General features: G+C 71.3%; 14 protein-coding genes and 1 tRNA gene. 11 read left to right on the forward strand and 4 right to left on the reverse strand.

Going from position 1 to position 16,181, the window contains the following annotated elements; genetic code table 11:
- Positions 1 to 38: 38 nt before the first annotated feature.
- The gene (locus ACGFWE_RS26310; RefSeq protein WP_352391443.1) at positions 39 to 1,379 is read left to right on the forward strand and encodes a PLP-dependent aminotransferase family protein; all 1,341 of its coding nucleotides are present in this window, start codon (positions 39 to 41) and stop codon (positions 1,377 to 1,379) included.
- A 55-nt stretch (positions 1,380 to 1,434) separates the two neighbouring features.
- Positions 1,435 to 2,679 carry an MFS transporter gene (locus tag ACGFWE_RS26315; protein WP_393602176.1) on the forward strand — a complete coding sequence of 415 codons (1,245 nt, stop codon included), beginning with the start codon at positions 1,435 to 1,437 and terminating at the stop codon, positions 2,677 to 2,679.
- Positions 2,680 to 2,872: 193 nt separating this feature from the next.
- On the opposite strand, the gene ACGFWE_RS26320 is transcribed toward ACGFWE_RS26315, so the two are convergent.
- The 3 genes from ACGFWE_RS26320 to ACGFWE_RS26330 all read right to left on the reverse strand — a co-directional run bounded on the left by ACGFWE_RS26320 (position 2,873) and on the right by ACGFWE_RS26330 (position 5,198).
- Positions 2,873 to 3,706 (reverse strand): triphosphoribosyl-dephospho-CoA synthase, encoded by an 834-nt coding sequence (locus tag ACGFWE_RS26320; protein WP_352391396.1) that lies wholly within the window; start codon positions 3,704 to 3,706, stop codon positions 2,873 to 2,875.
- 9 nt (positions 3,707 to 3,715) lie between these two features.
- Positions 3,716 to 4,666, reverse strand: a complete 951-nt coding sequence (locus ACGFWE_RS26325; RefSeq protein WP_393602178.1) for an intradiol ring-cleavage dioxygenase — start codon at positions 4,664 to 4,666, stop codon at positions 3,716 to 3,718.
- A gap of 88 nt (positions 4,667 to 4,754) precedes the next feature.
- On the reverse strand, positions 4,755 to 5,198 hold the full coding sequence (locus ACGFWE_RS26330; protein WP_352391398.1) for an ATP-binding protein: 444 nt from the start codon (positions 5,196 to 5,198) through the stop codon (positions 4,755 to 4,757).
- Between the two features lie 230 nt (positions 5,199 to 5,428).
- Here ACGFWE_RS26330 and ACGFWE_RS26335 point away from each other — a divergent pair, with 230 nt between their 5' ends.
- From ACGFWE_RS26335 to ACGFWE_RS26375, 9 genes are all read left to right on the forward strand, one after another.
- Positions 5,429 to 6,250 carry a hypothetical protein gene (locus tag ACGFWE_RS26335; protein ID WP_393602180.1) on the forward strand — a complete coding sequence of 274 codons (822 nt, stop codon included), beginning with the start codon at positions 5,429 to 5,431 and terminating at the stop codon, positions 6,248 to 6,250.
- Between the two features lie 155 nt (positions 6,251 to 6,405).
- Positions 6,406 to 7,143, forward strand: a complete 738-nt coding sequence (locus ACGFWE_RS26340) for a YcnI family protein (protein ID WP_352391400.1) — start codon at positions 6,406 to 6,408, stop codon at positions 7,141 to 7,143.
- Positions 7,144 to 7,268: 125 nt separating this feature from the next.
- Positions 7,269 to 7,925 carry an SCO family protein gene (locus ACGFWE_RS26345; RefSeq protein ID WP_393602182.1) on the forward strand — a complete coding sequence of 219 codons (657 nt, stop codon included), beginning with the start codon at positions 7,269 to 7,271 and terminating at the stop codon, positions 7,923 to 7,925.
- On the forward strand, positions 7,922 to 8,392 hold the full coding sequence (locus ACGFWE_RS26350) for a copper chaperone PCu(A)C (RefSeq protein WP_352391402.1): 471 nt from the start codon (positions 7,922 to 7,924) through the stop codon (positions 8,390 to 8,392). The genes ACGFWE_RS26345 and ACGFWE_RS26350 overlap by 4 nt, the downstream gene beginning before the upstream one ends.
- 13 nt (positions 8,393 to 8,405) lie before the next feature.
- Positions 8,406 to 10,361: a copper resistance protein CopC gene (locus tag ACGFWE_RS26355; RefSeq protein WP_352391403.1), complete on the forward strand. Its 1,956-nt coding sequence runs from the start codon at positions 8,406 to 8,408 to the stop codon at positions 10,359 to 10,361.
- Positions 10,362 to 10,369: 8 nt separating this feature from the next.
- Entirely contained in the window at positions 10,370 to 11,647 is a 1,278-nt protein-coding gene (efeB, locus tag ACGFWE_RS26360; protein ID WP_393602185.1) for an iron uptake transporter deferrochelatase/peroxidase subunit, read from the forward strand.
- A 182-nt stretch (positions 11,648 to 11,829) separates the two neighbouring features.
- Entirely contained in the window at positions 11,830 to 12,762 is a 933-nt protein-coding gene (gene pheA, locus ACGFWE_RS26365) for a prephenate dehydratase (RefSeq protein WP_352391405.1), read from the forward strand.
- A 531-nt stretch (positions 12,763 to 13,293) separates the two neighbouring features.
- Positions 13,294 to 14,571 carry a serine--tRNA ligase gene (gene serS / locus ACGFWE_RS26370; protein WP_393602187.1) on the forward strand — a complete coding sequence of 426 codons (1,278 nt, stop codon included), beginning with the start codon at positions 13,294 to 13,296 and terminating at the stop codon, positions 14,569 to 14,571.
- Complete coding sequence (locus ACGFWE_RS26375) at positions 14,568 to 15,371, forward strand: HAD family hydrolase (protein WP_352391407.1); 804 nt, start codon at positions 14,568 to 14,570, stop codon at positions 15,369 to 15,371. Before serS ends, ACGFWE_RS26375 begins: the two co-directional genes overlap by 4 nt.
- Before the next feature lie 584 nt (positions 15,372 to 15,955).
- Here the strand turns inward: ACGFWE_RS26375 and ACGFWE_RS26380 are convergent.
- Positions 15,956 to 16,043: transfer RNA gene (locus ACGFWE_RS26380), tRNA-Ser, on the reverse strand.
- Between the last annotated feature and the right edge of the window lie 138 nt (positions 16,044 to 16,181).

A 16,181-nucleotide genomic window follows, 5' to 3' on the forward strand; every position in this document is an offset into this window, starting at 1 on the left:
CCGAGCAGGTCGCGGAAGAGGTGACCGAGCAGGTCGCGGTGGACCTGCATCTCGACATCGGTTCTCCTGACGGGCGTCGTGCCGGGCTCGAGCGGGCCCTGCGCGACGCCGTCCGGGACGGGCGGCTCGCTCCGGGCGCCCGGCTGCCCGCGACCCGGCGGCTCGCCGAGGAGCTGGGGGTGTCCCGGGGGACCGTGAAGGCGGCCTACGACCAGCTGATCGCCGAGGGGTATCTGACCGCCCGGCAGGGGTCGGGGACGGTCGTGGCCCTTCTGCCCGCCGCCGAAGCCGGTCCCCCTCGAAGCGGTGCACACACGCGTGCGCCGCTTTTCGATCTGCGGCCCGGGAGTCCGGACGTCGGCGCCTTCCCCGCCGCCGCCTGGCTCAGGGCCGTACGGCGGGCCGTCGCCACCGCGCCCGTCTCCGCGTACGACTACGGCGATCCCCTGGGCCGTATCGAGCTGCGGGTCGCCCTGGCGGAGTATCTCGGGCGGGCCCGTGGGGTCGTGGCCTCTCCCGAACGGATCGTCGTCACCTCCGGGGCCGTGCAGGGGCTCGCGCTGCTCACGCGGGTTCTGGAGGGCGGGACCGTCGCCATGGAGGACCCCGGGCTGCCCTTCCACCGGGAGGTCGTACGGCGGGCCGGCGGGCGGGTGGTGCCGGTGCCGGTCGACGAGCGGGGCGTCGAGGTCGACGCGCTGGGCGACCCCGCGGCCGTCGTCGTCACTCCCGCCCACCAGTACCCGACCGGCGTGACACTGCACCCCTCGCGGCGGCGGGCGCTGACCGACTGGGCACGCGCGCGTGGGGCGCTGGTCGTCGAGGACGACTACGACGGGGAGTTCCGCTACGACCGGCAGCCCGTCGGGGCGCTCCAGGGGATGGCTCCGGGACAGGTCGCCTACCTGGGGACGGCGTCCAAGACACTCGGGCCCGCGCTCCGGCTCGGGTGGATGGTGCTGCCGCCGCACCTCGTCGGACCCGTCGCCGACGCCAAGTTGCACAGCGACCACAGCACCGAGACCATCGGGCAGCTGGCGCTCGCCGAGCTGATCCGCACGCACGCCTACGACGGTCACGTGCGCGCGTGCCGGCTCAGGTACCGGCGGCGCAGGGACCGGCTCGTGGAGCGGCTGGGGGCGCGGTGGCGGGTCCAGGGGATCGCGGCCGGGCTGCACGCGCTGGTCGAGGTGGGGGACGAGGCGGCGGTGCTGGAACGGGCCGCGGCCGAGGGGCTCGCGGTGGGGGCCCTCCGGGAGCACTGGCATACGGCGGGGACGGGTCGCCAGGGGCTCGTCGTGGGGTACGGGACGCCTCGGGAGGGGGCGTATCCGGAGGCGCTGGAAGCTTTGGTCCGGGCGCTGGAATTGGGCCACTGAAAGGTCCCTTTATTGGGTCTGCCGAGCAGCCCACTGCGCTTCTAGCGTCGATGTCATGACGAACTCACTCGTCCCGCCCGCGGGGCCCCAACGTGTCCTGGCGCTCGCCCAGTTGAGCAACTCGGTCGGCGACGGCGCCTATTACGTGACGTCGGCGCTGTACTTCACGCACGTCGTCGGGCTCGACCCCGCGAGTGTGGGGCTCGGGCTGACCGTTGGGTGGGCGGTGGGATCGGTGGTGGGAGTGCCGCTCGGGCGGCTCGCGGACCGGCGCGGGGCGCGCGGTACGGCGGTGCTGCTGGCGCTGGCCACGGGGCTGGCGGTGGCGTCCTTCCTGGTGGTGCGGGACTTCGTGCCGTTCGTCCTGGCGGCCTGCGCCTACGCCTCCGCGCAGTCGGGGCTGGCCGCGGCCCGGCAGGCGCTGCTGGCGGGGCTGGTGTCCGCCGGGGAGCGGACCGGACTGCTGGCCCACCTCCAGGCGACGTTCAACGCCGGTCTTGCCGTCGGGGCGGGGCTCGGCGGGCTGGCGCTGCACGCCGGGACCCGGGCGGCGTACCTCGGGGTGTTCGCGGTGGACGCGGTGAGCTTCCTGGTGTGTGCGGGGCTGTTGCTGCGGCTGCCGTCGGTGGCGCCCCGCGGGTCCGTGGAGAAGCGTCAGGGCTCCGGTGTGCTGCGCGACCGGCCGTACGCCGTGATCACCCTGCTGAACACCGTCCTGCTGCTGCGGATGCCTCTGCTGAGCCTGGGGATCCCGCTGTGGATCGCCGAGCGGACCGCGGCTCCCACCTGGCTGGTCTCCGCGCTGTTCGTGCTCAACACCGGGGCCGTGATGGTGTTCCAGGTGCGGATGGCCCGCGGGGTGACCGGGCTCGCGTCGGCCACGCGCGCGGTGCGGCGGTCGGGGTGGGTGATGCTGGCGGCCTGCGCGGTGTTCGCGCTGTCGGCGGGGGCCTCGCCGTGGGTGGCGGTGGGGGCGCTGGTCGTCGGGGCGGTGCTGCAGGTGGTGGCCGAGATGGGGCAGTCGGCGGGGTCCTGGCAGCTCTCCTTCGACCTGGCCCCGGCCGAGCGGGTCGGCGAGTACCAGGGGTTCTTCGGAACCGGGGTGACGGTGGCCCGGACGCTCGGCCCGCTGGTACTGACCACCCTGCTCCTGGAGTGGGGCACGCCGGGCTGGCTGCTGCTCGGCGGAGCGACGCTGGTGGCGTCGCTCGCGATGGGCCCGGCGACCAGGAGGGCCGCGGGGCGGGGAGCGGAGACGGGGGTGGGGGACGCGGTGGGGCGGGGGGTGCTTGTGCGGTGACGGGGGCGGGGTGGGGCGTGCTCGGGCGCTGGCCGACGTCGGGCGGGCGTGCATGGGCATCGGGCGGCATCAGGCGGGGCCGCCCGCGGGCGGCCACCGGCGTCGAGTCGCGCGCTCGTGCACTGGCGGGTGCCCAGCCCGTCCGCGGGGACGGGGCCCCAGCCCGTCCGCGGGGACGGGGCGTCCGGCGGCGTCAGGTGGGCCGTGGGGCCGCCGGTACCGGAAGGGCGTCCACGAACAGTGCCCCCGCGAGCAGCCCCGCGCTGCCGCGAGGGCTCCACGCGCGTGTGTGGAGGTCGGCGTCGAGGGCGCGCAGGGCCTCGCGGCCCGCCTCCGTCGTCGTACCGCCCGCCTCCAGGACCCCGCGGGCGCCCGCCTGGACGTGACGCAGGCCGAACGGGCCCGCTGTGTACAGGAGTTCGGTGTCCTGGAGGGTGGACATGACAGTGAGCAGGGCGTCCAGGCGGGCCTCGGCCTCGTCGGCGCCCGCCTTGCGGGACCTGGTCAGCGCGTCCAAGGCCCGCCGGACGTGCGGGAATCCGGCCCGCGCCTCACCCCGGGCGCCCGCGGCACCGTACTTCGCGGACACCGAGGAGCCCCGGGAGGGCCGGCGCGGGGCTCGCTTGTCGCGATGCGCGGCAATCTTCTTGGCGGTCGTGGCCACGTCCTCGGATCGCGCCCCCGGGTCCAGGGCGGCAGCGGCAACCAGCAGACCGAGGGTCCACAGGGCACCGCGGTGGCCACCGCCGGCCAGGCCCACCGAGTGCTCGGTGCACCGGCCGATCGCGCCCAGTTCGGCGCGCAGCTGAGGGCTGGGCTCGCCGGTGCGGCGGGCTGCGGCTGCCATCGCCGCGAGACCGGGCACGAGTGCCTTGGCCGACCAGCGCAGGGAACAGTGGTCCCTGCTCGTGGCGCGGGCCCCGAGGTCACGCGGGTCGGGCAGGCCCGGCTTGGGTTCCAGGGCCAGCTGACCGGTCAGCGCGTCCACGGCGGCCAGGGCCAGCACCTCGTCCTCGCGGCTGCTCATGGCCGTACCCTACGAGGACGCGGAGGCCGAGGGACTGGCACTTTCGGACGGAGTGCCGCTCGGGGGCCCGCCCGTCGGCGCGCCACTCGGGGCCGTACCGCCGCCCTCCCCGCCACCACCGCTGCCCGCACCCGTGTTCTCCGCGTCCGGGTCGATGGCGAGGCTCAGGGAGCCCTTGTACCCCTTGGACGGGTCGGTCTTGTGCACGGCCTTGAGGGTGAGCAGGCCACCGGCCGCGCCGCCACCGTCGTAGACCATGTCGTTGTCGAGGGGCGTGTAGCTGCCGGAGTGCCTAGAGTAGGGCTCCAGCGTGAAGATCTCCTCGGCGATCGCGTCGTCGAAGAACAGCTGGCCGGTGTAGTTGACCTTGCCGCCCTCGTAGGTGCCGTCCTCCTTCACGCCGCCGGTGTGCACCTTCAGGTGGATGTGGCAGGTGCGCGGGGTGTACCAGCCCGGGAAGATCGTCTCGAACTTCACGACCCCGTTGGCGTTCGCGATCTGGTAGCCGCGCAGGTAGGTGTTGTCGTTCGCGGTCGAGCCGTCCTCGCTCTCCGCGGGCGCGGAGCCGCCGGGGTTGGCGGTGGTGTAGCCGGAGTAGTAGCCCCAGGCGTCGCAGTGCCAGATCTCCACGGCCGCGCCCTTGACCGGCGTGCAGCCGTCGGTGGCGTCCACGACGGTCAGGCGCAGCGTCAGCGGGACGCCGCTCTTGCCCTCGGTGATGTCCTTCCTGACCAGGGCGCCGTCGAGGTAGTACGGCCCCTCGGTGACGCTCGACATGAGCGTCATGCACGCACCGGTGGCCGTCGACTCCGTACTGACTGTGGCGTCCGTGGTGCCCGTCGTGTCGGCGAAGGCCGACTGGTACCCGGTGACGGCCAGCCCGCCCGCCGCGACCGTCCCGCCGGTCACCGCGAGGGCGCGGCGCCGGGTGATGCTGGAGTTCCTGTGGTTTCCCGTCATGGCCAGGAACGTAGGAATCCTGTCCGTCAGGACGGTGAGAGGACGCTGTGCGCGACCTGAGGATGCTGATAAAGCTGAAGCCCGCCGTTCACACCGCCATCAGCGGTGCGTCCTTCCGCCACTTGAGGATCTTGTCGAAGCTCACCACGGCGCCACGGCCCGGCTTGTTCCCGATCTGGACGTGGTCGGCGAGTTCGTGGATCAGACACAGGCCACGGCCGTTCTCCGCCTCCATGGGGGTGGGGCGGGGCGACCGCACGGGCGAGAAACCCGGGCCGGAGTCGGTGACTTCGATGCGGCACTTCTCGCCGTCGAGGTAGGCGGTGACCCGGTAGGCCGCCGTGGAGTCCTGCAGTCCGCTCTCCCCGCCGTGCTCCACGGCGTTCGCGCAGGCCTCGCTGAGGGCGAGGGAGAGATCGTAGGAGACGTCCGGGTCGACGCCCGCGGTCTCCATGGTGCCGAGCAGCAGACGCCGGGCGAGCGGAACGCTCGCAGCCTCGCGCCGCAAATGGAGTGACCACCAGATGCTCATGCTCCAGCCTCCTGGCTGCGGCTCGACATACCGTTACGTATTGCCACGCATGACCGGGTGTAAGCACATCCTCGGCGTGATGCCGCCCATACGGACGATGCGCCCGGCGCAACGAACGGTGTATGTGGGGCAGTACGCACCAGAAGTGACCTTCCGGTCGTACACCCCGTACGTCATCTTGTGGGCCTGCCGTATGGCGCTCATAAGCCCAGTGCGATGATGAGCCCGCCATGACTGCCCCCCACGCGCGCTCCGGAGTCGATCTCCGGGTTCTGCGGGCCGCGGTGTTCGCCGCGGTCTGCGTCGTGCTGGCCGCGGCCGGTCACTCGATCGCCTCCTGCGCCACGGTTCCGCTGTGGACGCTCGGCGCGGGGTTCGTCGGGGTTGTTCTCGTCGTGGCACCTCTCGCCGGGCGCGAGCGTTCGCTGGCGGGGATCGCGACGCTGCTCGCGGTCGGACAGAGCGTGCTGCATGTGCTGTTCGGGCTCGGGCAGCACGGTACGGCCACGATGACGATGTCGTCGATGCCGCCGGCGTCCGACACCGCTCTGGTCCAGCAGGCCGCGCGGCTGCTGTGCGGGACCACCGCCGCGGCGATCAGTCCGGCGCAGGCGCAGCGGATCCTGACCGACGCACAGCTCTATCCCGGCCCCGGGACGACGGGTGGCACGCACCACGCGAGCGAGGCCATGGCCGGATCCTCCGTGCTGCCCTCCGTGCTGCCCTCCCTGCCGATGCTCCTCGGCCACGTCCTCGCCGCCGTCGCCGCCGGATGGCTGCTGCGGCGCGGGGACCTCGCACTGCTGCGGCTCGTGGAACTGTCCGCGTACTCGGCGCATTCGGTCGCGGACGGGGCGCTCGTACGATCCCTGCGCGGGGCGCTCGCGCTGGTGCGTGCCCTGCGCGCGGGGCTGCCGGGGGTTCCCGAGGCCGGACCTTGCGCCCCACTGGGGACGTCGCTCGCGCCGCCCCGACCGCGTACCGCGGCACTCCAGCACACGGTGATCAGGCGCGGGCCGCCGGCCGCCGCCGGGCTCGTTCTCGCCGCCTGACACGACGCGACCACCACTCCACTTCCTGAGGAACGTTCCAGAGGGACCTTCCTGAGAGTCGTGAGAAAGAGGCCGCCGTCGTGCGGCACGCGCGTGTGCGCACGCGCATCTCTCCTCACACCTCACAGTGACCCTTTCGAAGCGGAGTGCTCTTCATGAAGGCTTCTCGTCTCGCCGCCACCGGCGCCGTCGCCGCCACCGCCGTCGTCGTCCTGTCCTCACCCGCGTTCGCCCACGTCAGCGTGGCCGCCGAGGGCACCGCCGCCAAGGGCGGTTACGCGGTCGTGGACTTCAAGGTTCCCAACGAGCGCGACAACGCCTCGACCACCAAGCTCGAGGTCAACTTCCCGACCGACCACCCGCTGGCCTCGGTCATGCCGGAGCCGATGCCGGGCTGGAAGATCGAGGTCACCAAGTCCAAGCTCGCCAAGCCTCTCGAGCTGCACGGCGAGCAGATCACCGAGGCCGTCTCCAAGGTCACCTGGACCGCCGCCGGCAAGGACAGCGGCATCCGGCCCGGCTACTTCGAGAAGTTCCCGGTCTCCATCGGCGCCCTGCCCGAGGACGCCGACGAACTGGTCTTCAAGGCGATCCAGACGTACTCCAACAAGGAGGTCGTGCGCTGGATCGAGGTCCAGGAGGACGGCGCGGAGGAGCCCGAGACGCCGGCTCCCGTCCTCGCCCTGTCCGCGGCCTCCGAGGACGGACACCACGGCTCGGCGGCCGCCGAGGACGCCGACGCCAAGACCGAGAACGCCGCCGCGACCACCGAGGCCTCCGCGGGCGACAGCAGTGACACGACCGCCCGCGTCCTCGGCGTGGTCGGCATCGTCGTCGGCGCCCTGGGCGTGGCCTACGGCGTGCTCGCCGGCCGCCGGCGCAGCGACGCCTGACCTGTCTCGCGAGACGCATGCCCGACCTGTTCCGCGGGACGCGCGTGTGACGTGTTCCGCGGGACGCGCGCCGGGGCGTACGGCCCCGGCGCGCACCGGAATTCTTACATCTGGGACATTTTGATATGCGCAAGAAGATGTTCGCCGCGGCCGCGCTGGTCGCCGCCGCCACCCTGACCCTCTCCGCCTGCGGCGGCGGTGACGACAGCGGCTCACCCGTCTCCGTGGTCTCCGAGGAGGCCGGCTCCGACAAGGCGGCCACCGTCCTCGACCAGCCGTTCGAGAAGCCGGACCTGGTCCTCACCGACACCAAGGGCGAGAAGTACGACCTCCGCAAGGAGACCAAGGGCAAGCCGACGCTGATCTACTTCGGCTACACCCACTGCCCCGACATCTGCCCGCTGACGATGAACAACATCGCCGTCGCGAAGAAGCAGCTGCCCAAGTCCGAGCAGGACAAGCTGTCCGTCGTGTTCGTCACCACCGACCCGGCCCGCGACACCCCGGCTGAGCTCGGCAAGTGGCTCAAGGGCATCGACACCCGGTTCGTGGGCCTGACCGGCGACTTCGCCACCATCCAGGCAAGCGCCCGCACCCTCGGCATCTCCATCGAGCCGACCCACAAGGACAAGAAGACCGGCAAGACCGTCTCGGTGCACGGCACCCAGGTCGTCGCCTTCTCCCCGAAGACCGACAAGGGATACGTCCTCTACGGCGAGGACACCACCGTCGACGACTACACCAAGGACCTGCCCAAGATCATCAAGGGGCAGAACCCGTGAAACGTTCGTCCACCGGGCTCGCCATACCGACCCGGCTCGCCATACTGACGGGGGCGGCCCTGCTGCTGGCCGGCTGCTCGGACTCCGGGGGCTCCTCGCCGGACCTCACCGTCTCCGACGCCTACATCCCGCAGCCCGTCTCCGCCGACATGGCCGCCGGCTTCCTGACCATCTCCAACTCCGGCTCGTCGAAGGACGAGCTGACCTCGGTCACCAGCACCGACGGCGAGATCACCATGCACGAGACCACCGGCGGCGCGATGGAAGAGGTCTCCCGCCTCCCCGTACCGGCCCACGGTCAACTCGTGTTCAAAAGCGGCGCCAACCATCTGATGTTCGACAAGCTGAAGCAGACTCCGAAGCAGGGCCAGACGGTCACCGTCGAACTGCACTTCGCCCAGTCCGACCCCGTCGTCGTGAAGATGCCGGTGAAGTCGGCGACCTACGTCCCGAAGACCGGACACTGAGGGAGGGACCACCTTGACGCAGACCATCACCCCCCGCGTCCGGACCCTGGTACTGCTGCTCCTGGCCGCGTGCGGCCTGCTGCTGGCCACGGCCGGGCCTGCCTCCGCGCACGCCGCGCTCACCGGCAGCGACCCCCAGCAGGGGGTGGTGGTCGACAAGGCACCCGACCAGGTCTCGCTGAGCTTCTCCGAGAAGGTCGCCCTGTCGGACGACTCGCTGCGGGTCCTCGACCCCAAGGGCAAGGCCGTCCAGCAGGGCAAGCCCTTCGAGGCCGGCGGCACGACGTACGGCGTGAAACTCCACAGCGGACTGCCCGACGGCACCTACACCGTCACCTACCAGGTCGTCTCCGCCGACAGCCATCCCGTCGCCGGTGCCTACACCTTCTCCATCGGCGCCCCCTCGACCACCTCCGTCTCCGTCTCCGGCGACACGGCGGGCGGCGGAGTCGTCGGCTGGCTGTACGGCTTCGGGCGGTACATGTCGTACGCCGGTTTCATCGTCCTGGTGGGCGGCGCCGCCTTCGTGCTCGGCTGCTGGCAGCGCGGCGCCGGAGTGCGGCCCATGCAGCGGCTCGTCGTCGGCGGCTGGCTCACGCTCACCTCGGCCACCCTGCTGCTGCTCCTGCTGCGCGGCTCCTACACGGGCTCCGGGAAGGTCGGGGACATCTTCGACCTGGACCTGCTCGGGAACGTGCTCCAGACCAAGGCGGGCGCGGCCCTCGTCTCCCGGCTGCTGCTGCTCGCGGCGGCGGCGCTGTTCATCTCCGTGCTCTTCGGTGCCTACGACAAGCGCGAGGACGAGGAGAAGCGGGACCTCACCTTCGGGCTCGCGATCGGCGGGACCGTCGTCGCGGCCGGACTCGCGGCGAGCTGGGCGATGGCCGAGCACGCCTCGGTCGGGCTCCAGGCGGGCATCGCGATGCCCGTCGACGTCGTCCACCTGCTGGCCGTCGCCACCTGGCTCGGGGGGCTGACCGCGCTGCTCGTCGCGCTGTACCGCTCCGACGCGCCGATCGAGTCGGCCGCCGTACGACGGTTCTCCCAGGTCGCCTTCGGCAGCGTCGTCGCGCTGGTCGCGACCGGCGTCTACCAGTCCTGGCGGCAGCTCGGCTCCTGGTCGGCGTTCACCGGGACCCGGTACGGGCAGCTGCTGCTGGTCAAGATCGGGCTGGTGGCACTGCTGGTCGGCATCGCGTTCATCTCGCGGCGGTGGACGGCACAGCTGGCCGACACCGCCACCGCCGTACGGCAGGGCAAGCGGGCACCTCAGAAGGAGCGGGTGGCAGCGAATGCGTCCGGATCCGGCTCGGGCTCCGGCTCCGGCTCCGGCTCCGGCAAGTCCAAGGGCGCGGGTTCCAAGGGCGTCGGCTCCAAGCGGGCCGCTCAGCTGGCCCGGCAGCAGGCCGCGATGGACACCGCGCGGCAGAAGCGGACACGGGACGCCGATCCGAACCGGTTCGGACTGCGCCGCTCGGTGCTCGCCGAGGCGGGGGTCGCGGTGGTCCTGCTGGCGGTCACGACCGTGCTGACGCAGACCGAGCCCGGCCGTACCGAGGAGGACGCCAAGGCGGCCAAGGCGGCCTCTTCCTCTTCCTCGTCTTCCTCTTCCTCGTCGGCCGGATCCGGGGCCGTGACCCTGGACATGTCCTTCGACACCGGCGGCACGGACGGCAAGGGTGTCGTGACGGTCGACTTCGACCCCGCGCGCGTGGGCGGCAACGAGATGCACGTCTACGTCCAGCGGACCAACGGCCGCGCCTTCGACATCCCCGAGGTGAAGGTCGCCCTCACCCTGGAGGCCAAGAAGATCGGGCCGCTGGCCATCACCCCCGACCGCATCACCACGGGCCACTGGTCGGCGAGCAACGTGCAGATCCCCATGGCCGGCGACTGGAAGGTCGCCGTGACCGTACGGACCTCCGACATCGACCAGACGACCGTCTCCAAGAACGCGCAGATCGGCTGAACCGCACCATGGCTGAACAATCCCTCCCCGTCGTCGACGAAGGCGCCTCCGCGCAAGAGGGTCCCTCTTCGCGGGAGGGCATCTCCCGCCGTGCCCTGCTCGGCACCGCCGGCGCCACCGGGCTCGTCCTCGGCGCGGCCGGCGGGGCCGTGGGGTACGCCGCCGCGCCCGCCGGAGCGACTCCGCTGACCTCTGTGGGCAGCACCGAGGTGCTGTTTCACGTGAAACATCAGCCCGGCATCACCGACGGCCTCCAGGCCCGAGGCCACCTTGCCGCCTTCGACCTGGCGGCCGGCGCGGGCCGCAAAGAGGCCGCCGCGCTGCTGCGTCGCTGGTCCGAGACGGCGAAGCGGCTGATGGCGGGGGAGGCCGCCGGGCCCCACGACACCGATGTCGCCCGGGACGCCGGGCCCTCCTCGCTGACGCTGACCTTCGGCTTCGGGCACAGCTTCTTCGCCCGCACCGGGCTGGAGAAGCAGCGTCCCGTCGCCCTCGACCCGCTGCCCGACTTCTCCTCCGACCAGCTCGACAAGGCCCGCAGTAACGGCGATCTGTGGGTGCAGATCGGCGCCAATGACGCCCTGGTCGCCTTCCACGCCCTGCGCGCCATCCAGAAGGACGCGGGCAGCGCGGCGAAGGTCCGCTGGCAGATGAACGGCTTCAACCGCACACCGGGGGCCACGGCCCACCCCATGACGGCCCGCAACCTCATGGGCCAGCTGGACGGCACACGCAATCCGAAGCCGAGCGAGCCCGACTTCGACCAACGCATCTTCGTCCCGGAATCCGGCACGCCCGCGTGGATGGCGAACGGCTCCTATGCGGTCGTACGACGGATCCGGATGCTGTTGGACGACTGGGAGAAGCTGTCCCTCACCGCTCAGGAGGCCGTCATCGGGCGCCGGAAGGCGAACGGCGCGGCCCTGTCCGGGGGCACCGAGACGACCGCCATGGACCTGGAGAAGACCGACGCGAAGGGGGATCTGATGGTGCCGATCAACGCACACGCCCGGATCACCCGGCCCGACCAGAACGGAGGAGCGGCCATCCTGCGGCGCCCGTTCTCGTACCACGACGGCATCGACGCGGACGGGACACCGGACGCCGGGCTGCTGTTCGTCTGCTGGCAGGCCGACCCGCTGCGCGGCTTCGTCCCGCTCCAGCGCAAGCTCGACCGCGGCGACGCGCTCTCCCAGTACATCCGGCACGAGGCAAGCGGTCTGTTCGCGGTGCCGGGCGGGGCGGCGGAGGGGGAGTACGTGGGACAACGGCTGCTGGAGGGATGACGGCGCGGGGGACGGCGTACGAGGCGGGGGCGGCCGTACGAGGCGGGGGGCGGCCGTACGAGGCGGACGGCGGCGTTCGCGCGAACGCCCGCGCAGGGCCTGCGGTCACGCGGTTTCACTCAGCGGAGGGGCACTCGTGAGACAGGTGCCTCCCGCCCCGCAAGGGCCATTAGGGTGAGGTCATGCCAGCGAGCTATGCGTATCTCGGCCCTGAGGGGACCTTCACCGAAGTCGCGCTCCGGACGCTTCCCGAGGCGGCGACCCGGCAGCTGATCCCGTACGTGTCGGTGCAGTCCGCGCTGGACGCGGTGCGCGCGGGCGAGGCCGAGGCCGCGTTCGTGCCGATCGAGAACTCCGTCGAGGGCGGCATCACCACCACCCTCGACGAACTGGTCGCGGGCGCCCCGCTGATGATCTACCGCGAGGTGCTGCTGTCGATCACCTTCGCGCTGCTGGTCAGGCCGGGCACCGAACTCACGGACATCAAGACGGTCTCCGCGCACCCCGCCGCCCAGCCGCAGGTGCGCAACTGGCTGAAGAAGCACCTCCCGGACGTCCACTGGGAGTCGGCCGCCTCGAACGCGGACGCCGCCCGGCTGGTCCAGGAGGGGCAGTACGACGCGGCCTTCGCCGGCGAGTTCGCGGCCGCCCGGTACGGCCTCCAGGCACTGGAGACCGAAATCCACGACGCCGAGAACGCGCAGACGCGGTTCGTACTGGTCGGCCGCCCGGCCCGGCCCGCCGCACCCACCGGAGCCGACAAGACCTCCGTCGTGCTGTGGCAGCGCGACGACCATCCCGGCGGACTGCGCGACCTGCTCGGCGAGTTCGCCACCCGCGGCATCAACCTGATGCTGCTCCAGTCCCGGCCCACGGGCGCCGGCATCGGCAACTACTGCTTCTGCATCGACGCCGAGGGCCACATCACCGACCGCCGGGTGGCGGAAGCACTGATGGGGCTGAAGCGGATCTGCCACGAAGTGCGTTTCCTCGGTTCGTACCCGCGTGCGGACAAGGAGCCGGCGGAGCTGCGGGCGCCGCTCACGGGCACCTCGGACGCGGAGTTCGTGGCGGCCTCGGACTGGGTGGCCCGATGCCAGGACGGCCGTTTCTAACCGGTCCTACCTGCAGATTTTAGTTATCCACAGGAGTTATCCACAGGTCCGCTTCTCGACCTGGGGACAAGTCGACAACAAAAGGTGACCCTGTCGACAAATCGTCCCTCAAGGCCTACCCGTGTCCACACGCACGCAGGTCACCCTTCGTCCACTGTTTTCCTTTAGGCAATCCTTTGGGGTGACCACTTTCCACTCGAAAGTAGCGGTAGAAGTGGGTTTGCGATGGGAATCCTCGGTGTGATCCCCAGGTTTCGACGTGATCAATTCCGAAATCCACAGATCCTCCGCACACCCTGTGGATAACTTCTCGAGGGGTGTGGATCCCTGTGGACAACGGCACGCCAAGTCCCTGCCCGCGCAAGGGAGTCGAGTCAACTCGAGCCTCCACGCATGCTTCTCACCGGGGACCTCGGGCGCCTTTCATTGACACGCTCCGCAATTCACCCATAACGGCACGTAAGCCATGATTCGGCACGCCGGGGAATAGTGAGTCGTGGGCCGTATCCCCGCACCGGTAGCCTTGACCGCGTGATTGACCTTCGCCTGCTCCGTGAGGACCCCGACCGAGTGCGCGCGTCCCAGCGCGCCCGTGGAGAGGACGTCGCCCTCGTCGACGCCCTCCTGTCTGCCGACGAGCGGCGCAGGTCGTCCGGCGTCCGCTTCGACGAGCTGCGTTCCGAGCAGAAGGCGCTCGGCAAGCTCATCCCCAAGGCCACTCCGGAGGAGCGCGCCGAGCTGCTCCAGAAGGCGGAGCAGCTCAAGACCGACGTCAAGGCCGCCGAGGCCGCGCAGAACGACGCCGACGAGGAGACCAAGCGCCTCGCGTCGCAGCTCGGCAACCTCGTCCACCCCGACGTCCCCGTGGGCGGCGAGGAGGACTTCGTCGTCCTGGAGACGCACGGCACCATCCGCGACTTCGGCGCCGAGGGCTTCGAGCCCAAGGACCACCTGGAGCTGGGCGAGGCGCTGGGCGCCATCGACGTCGAGCGCGGCGCCAAGGTGTCCGGCTCGCGCTTCTACTACCTGACCGGCGTCGGCGCGCTCCTGGAGCTCGCGCTCGTCAACGCGGCGATCGCCCAGGCCACCGAGGCCGGCTTCACCCCGATGCTCACCCCCGCGCTGGTCCGCCCGCGCGCCATGGAGGGCACCGGCTTCCTCGGCCAGGCCGCGGAGAACGTCTATCACCTGGAGAAGGACGACTACTACCTGGTCGGCACCTCCGAGGTCCCGCTCGCCGCGTACCACATGGACGAGATCCTCGACGCCGACAAGCTGCCGCTGCGCTACGCCGGCTTCTCGCCGTGCTTCCGCCGCGAGGCCGGCACCTACGGCAAGGACACCCGGGGCATCTTCCGTGTGCACCAGTTCGACAAGGTCGAGATGTTCTCCTATGTCGCCCCCGAGGAGGCGGAGAACGAACACCAGCGGCTCCTGGACTGGGAGAAGCAGTGGCTGACCGGCCTTGAACTGCCGTTCCAGGTCATCGACGTGGCCTCGGGCGACCTCGGCGCCTCCGCCTCCCGCAAGTTCGACTGCGAGGCGTGGATCCCGACCCAGGGCAAGTACCGCGAGCTGACCTCGGCCTCCAACTGCAACGGCTTCCAGGCCCGCCGCCTGTCCGTGCGGATGCGGGACGGCAAGAAGGTCCAGCCGCTGGCGACGCTCAACGGCACGCTGTGCGCCGTACCGCGCACGATCGTGGCGATCCTGGAGAACCACCAGCTGGCCGACGGTTCGGTGCGGGTGCCCGAGGTGCTGCGTCCGTATCTGGGCGGCCGGGAGCTGCTGGAGCCGGTCGCCAAGTGAGCCAGTCCTTTCCGTACCGGCTGGTCGCGACCGACCTCGACGGCACGCTCCTGCGCTCCGACGAGTCGGTCTCCCAGCGCACCCGTGACGCGCTCGCCGCGGCCACCGCGGCGGGCGCCGCCCACATCGTCGTGACGGGACGCGGGGTCCCCTGGACCCGGCACATCCTCGACGACCTCGGTTACGACGGTCTCGCGGTCTGCGGACAGGGCGCGCAGGTGTACCACGCCGGTGAGCACCGTCTGCTGACGTCGGTCACGCTGGACCGGCAGCTGGCGGGCGTGGCCCTCGCGAAGATCGAGGCGGAGGTCGGTCCGCTGTATCTGGCGGCGAGCCGCGACGGCCTCGACGGCGACGTGCTGGTCGGGCCGGGCTACGCGGTGACGGGCGCCCTGCCGTCGACGCCGTTCACGGACGCGTCGGATCTGTGGGCCGCCCCGCTGAACAAGATCTACGTGCAGCATCCCGAGCTGTCGGACGACGAACTGGCCGAGGCGGCGCAGCGGGCCGCGGGTGGCTTCGTCACGGTCGCGATGTCGGGTGAGGGCATCGTCGAACTGCTCCCGTTGGGCCTGTCGAAGGCGACCGGTCTGTCCCTGGCGGCCCGCCGCCTGGGGCTGAAGGCCGCGGACACGATCGCCTTCGGCGACATGCCCAACGACATCCCGATGTTCACCTGGGCGTCCTACGGCGTGGCGATGGCGGACGCACACGAGGAACTCAAGGCAGTGGCCGACGAGGTGACGTCCTCCAACGAGGAGGACGGGATCGCGGTGGTACTGGAGCGGTTGCTCGGCTGACGACTACGCGGCGTCCGGTGGGCCGAGAGGCTCGTCGAACCACAACACCAGGGCCGGGCCACCGAGGGACAGGGCCTTGCTGTGCCGGAGTGTGTGTACGGGCTGCTGCCGGCTCGGCCAGGAGCTGCTCCTCGAAGAACGACGCGTGCTTGGGTTCCTGCGGCGGGACGCTGCCCGGCTGAGCCCGGAGCTCGACGAAGGCCAGCGCGGGTACGGGGTCCTACGGCCGGACGCTGCCCGGCCCAGGTCAGGAACTCGACGGAAGCCGACGCCTGGACGGGGCGCCTACGGCGGGGCGCTGCCCTGCCCGGCCAGGAACTCGTCGAAGGCCGGTGCCATCGCCGTCCCCACCGCGGCGATTGCCGGAGGCCGAGTTGGTCGGCGATCACGCGGCAACCGACTCGCCCACCGCCGCACTCCTCGACCACGTCCTTGACGGTGGCCGCCTGCACCGGCCGGTTCCCGGACCGCCGAAAGTTCCGCCCCCTACTCGATCGACGGCCCGGCAACACCGAGCCGAAACCACCGACTTTCTTGACGTAACCCGGCCAAGAACCCGGCCCAGTCCCAGTGACAACGTCTCGCGGAGGATGCACGAATCGAACGTGCGCGGGCTTTCCAGGCCCGACCACGGCTTAGCAAGCCGGTGCCTTACCACTCGGCCAATCCTCCGGGTGGGCGGCCTCACGCGAGAGCGACGTCGCGTGCTCGAAGCGGCCGCCCCGGGCTACCTGCGGGTGGACTCGACGGTGGCGTAACTACACCGGAGTCCTCCGCGGGCTGCCCTGGCGGGAGCTGGACGTACTGTCG

The organism is Streptomyces sp. NPDC048523 (genome assembly GCF_043199815.1).
Lineage (GTDB): Bacteria > Actinomycetota > Actinomycetes > Streptomycetales > Streptomycetaceae > Streptomyces.

Coding starts and splice junctions, on each gene's coding strand:
- ACGFWE_RS26325 (WP_393602178.1), bottom strand. CDS start 4,666: ATGACGGGAAACCACAGGAACTCCAGCATCACCCGGCGCCGCGCCCTC.
- ACGFWE_RS26345 (WP_393602182.1), top strand. CDS start 7,269: ATGCGCAAGAAGATGTTCGCCGCGGCCGCGCTGGTCGCCGCCGCCACC.
- ACGFWE_RS26315 (WP_393602176.1), top strand. CDS start 1,435: ATGACGAACTCACTCGTCCCGCCCGCGGGGCCCCAACGTGTCCTGGCG.
- pheA (WP_352391405.1), top strand. CDS start 11,830: ATGCCAGCGAGCTATGCGTATCTCGGCCCTGAGGGGACCTTCACCGAA.
- ACGFWE_RS26335 (WP_393602180.1), top strand. CDS start 5,429: ATGACTGCCCCCCACGCGCGCTCCGGAGTCGATCTCCGGGTTCTGCGG.
- ACGFWE_RS26330 (WP_352391398.1), bottom strand. CDS start 5,198: ATGAGCATCTGGTGGTCACTCCATTTGCGGCGCGAGGCTGCGAGCGTT.
- ACGFWE_RS26320 (WP_352391396.1), bottom strand. CDS start 3,706: ATGAGCAGCCGCGAGGACGAGGTGCTGGCCCTGGCCGCCGTGGACGCG.
- ACGFWE_RS26340 (WP_352391400.1), top strand. CDS start 6,406: ATGAAGGCTTCTCGTCTCGCCGCCACCGGCGCCGTCGCCGCCACCGCC.
- efeB (WP_393602185.1), top strand. CDS start 10,370: ATGGCTGAACAATCCCTCCCCGTCGTCGACGAAGGCGCCTCCGCGCAA.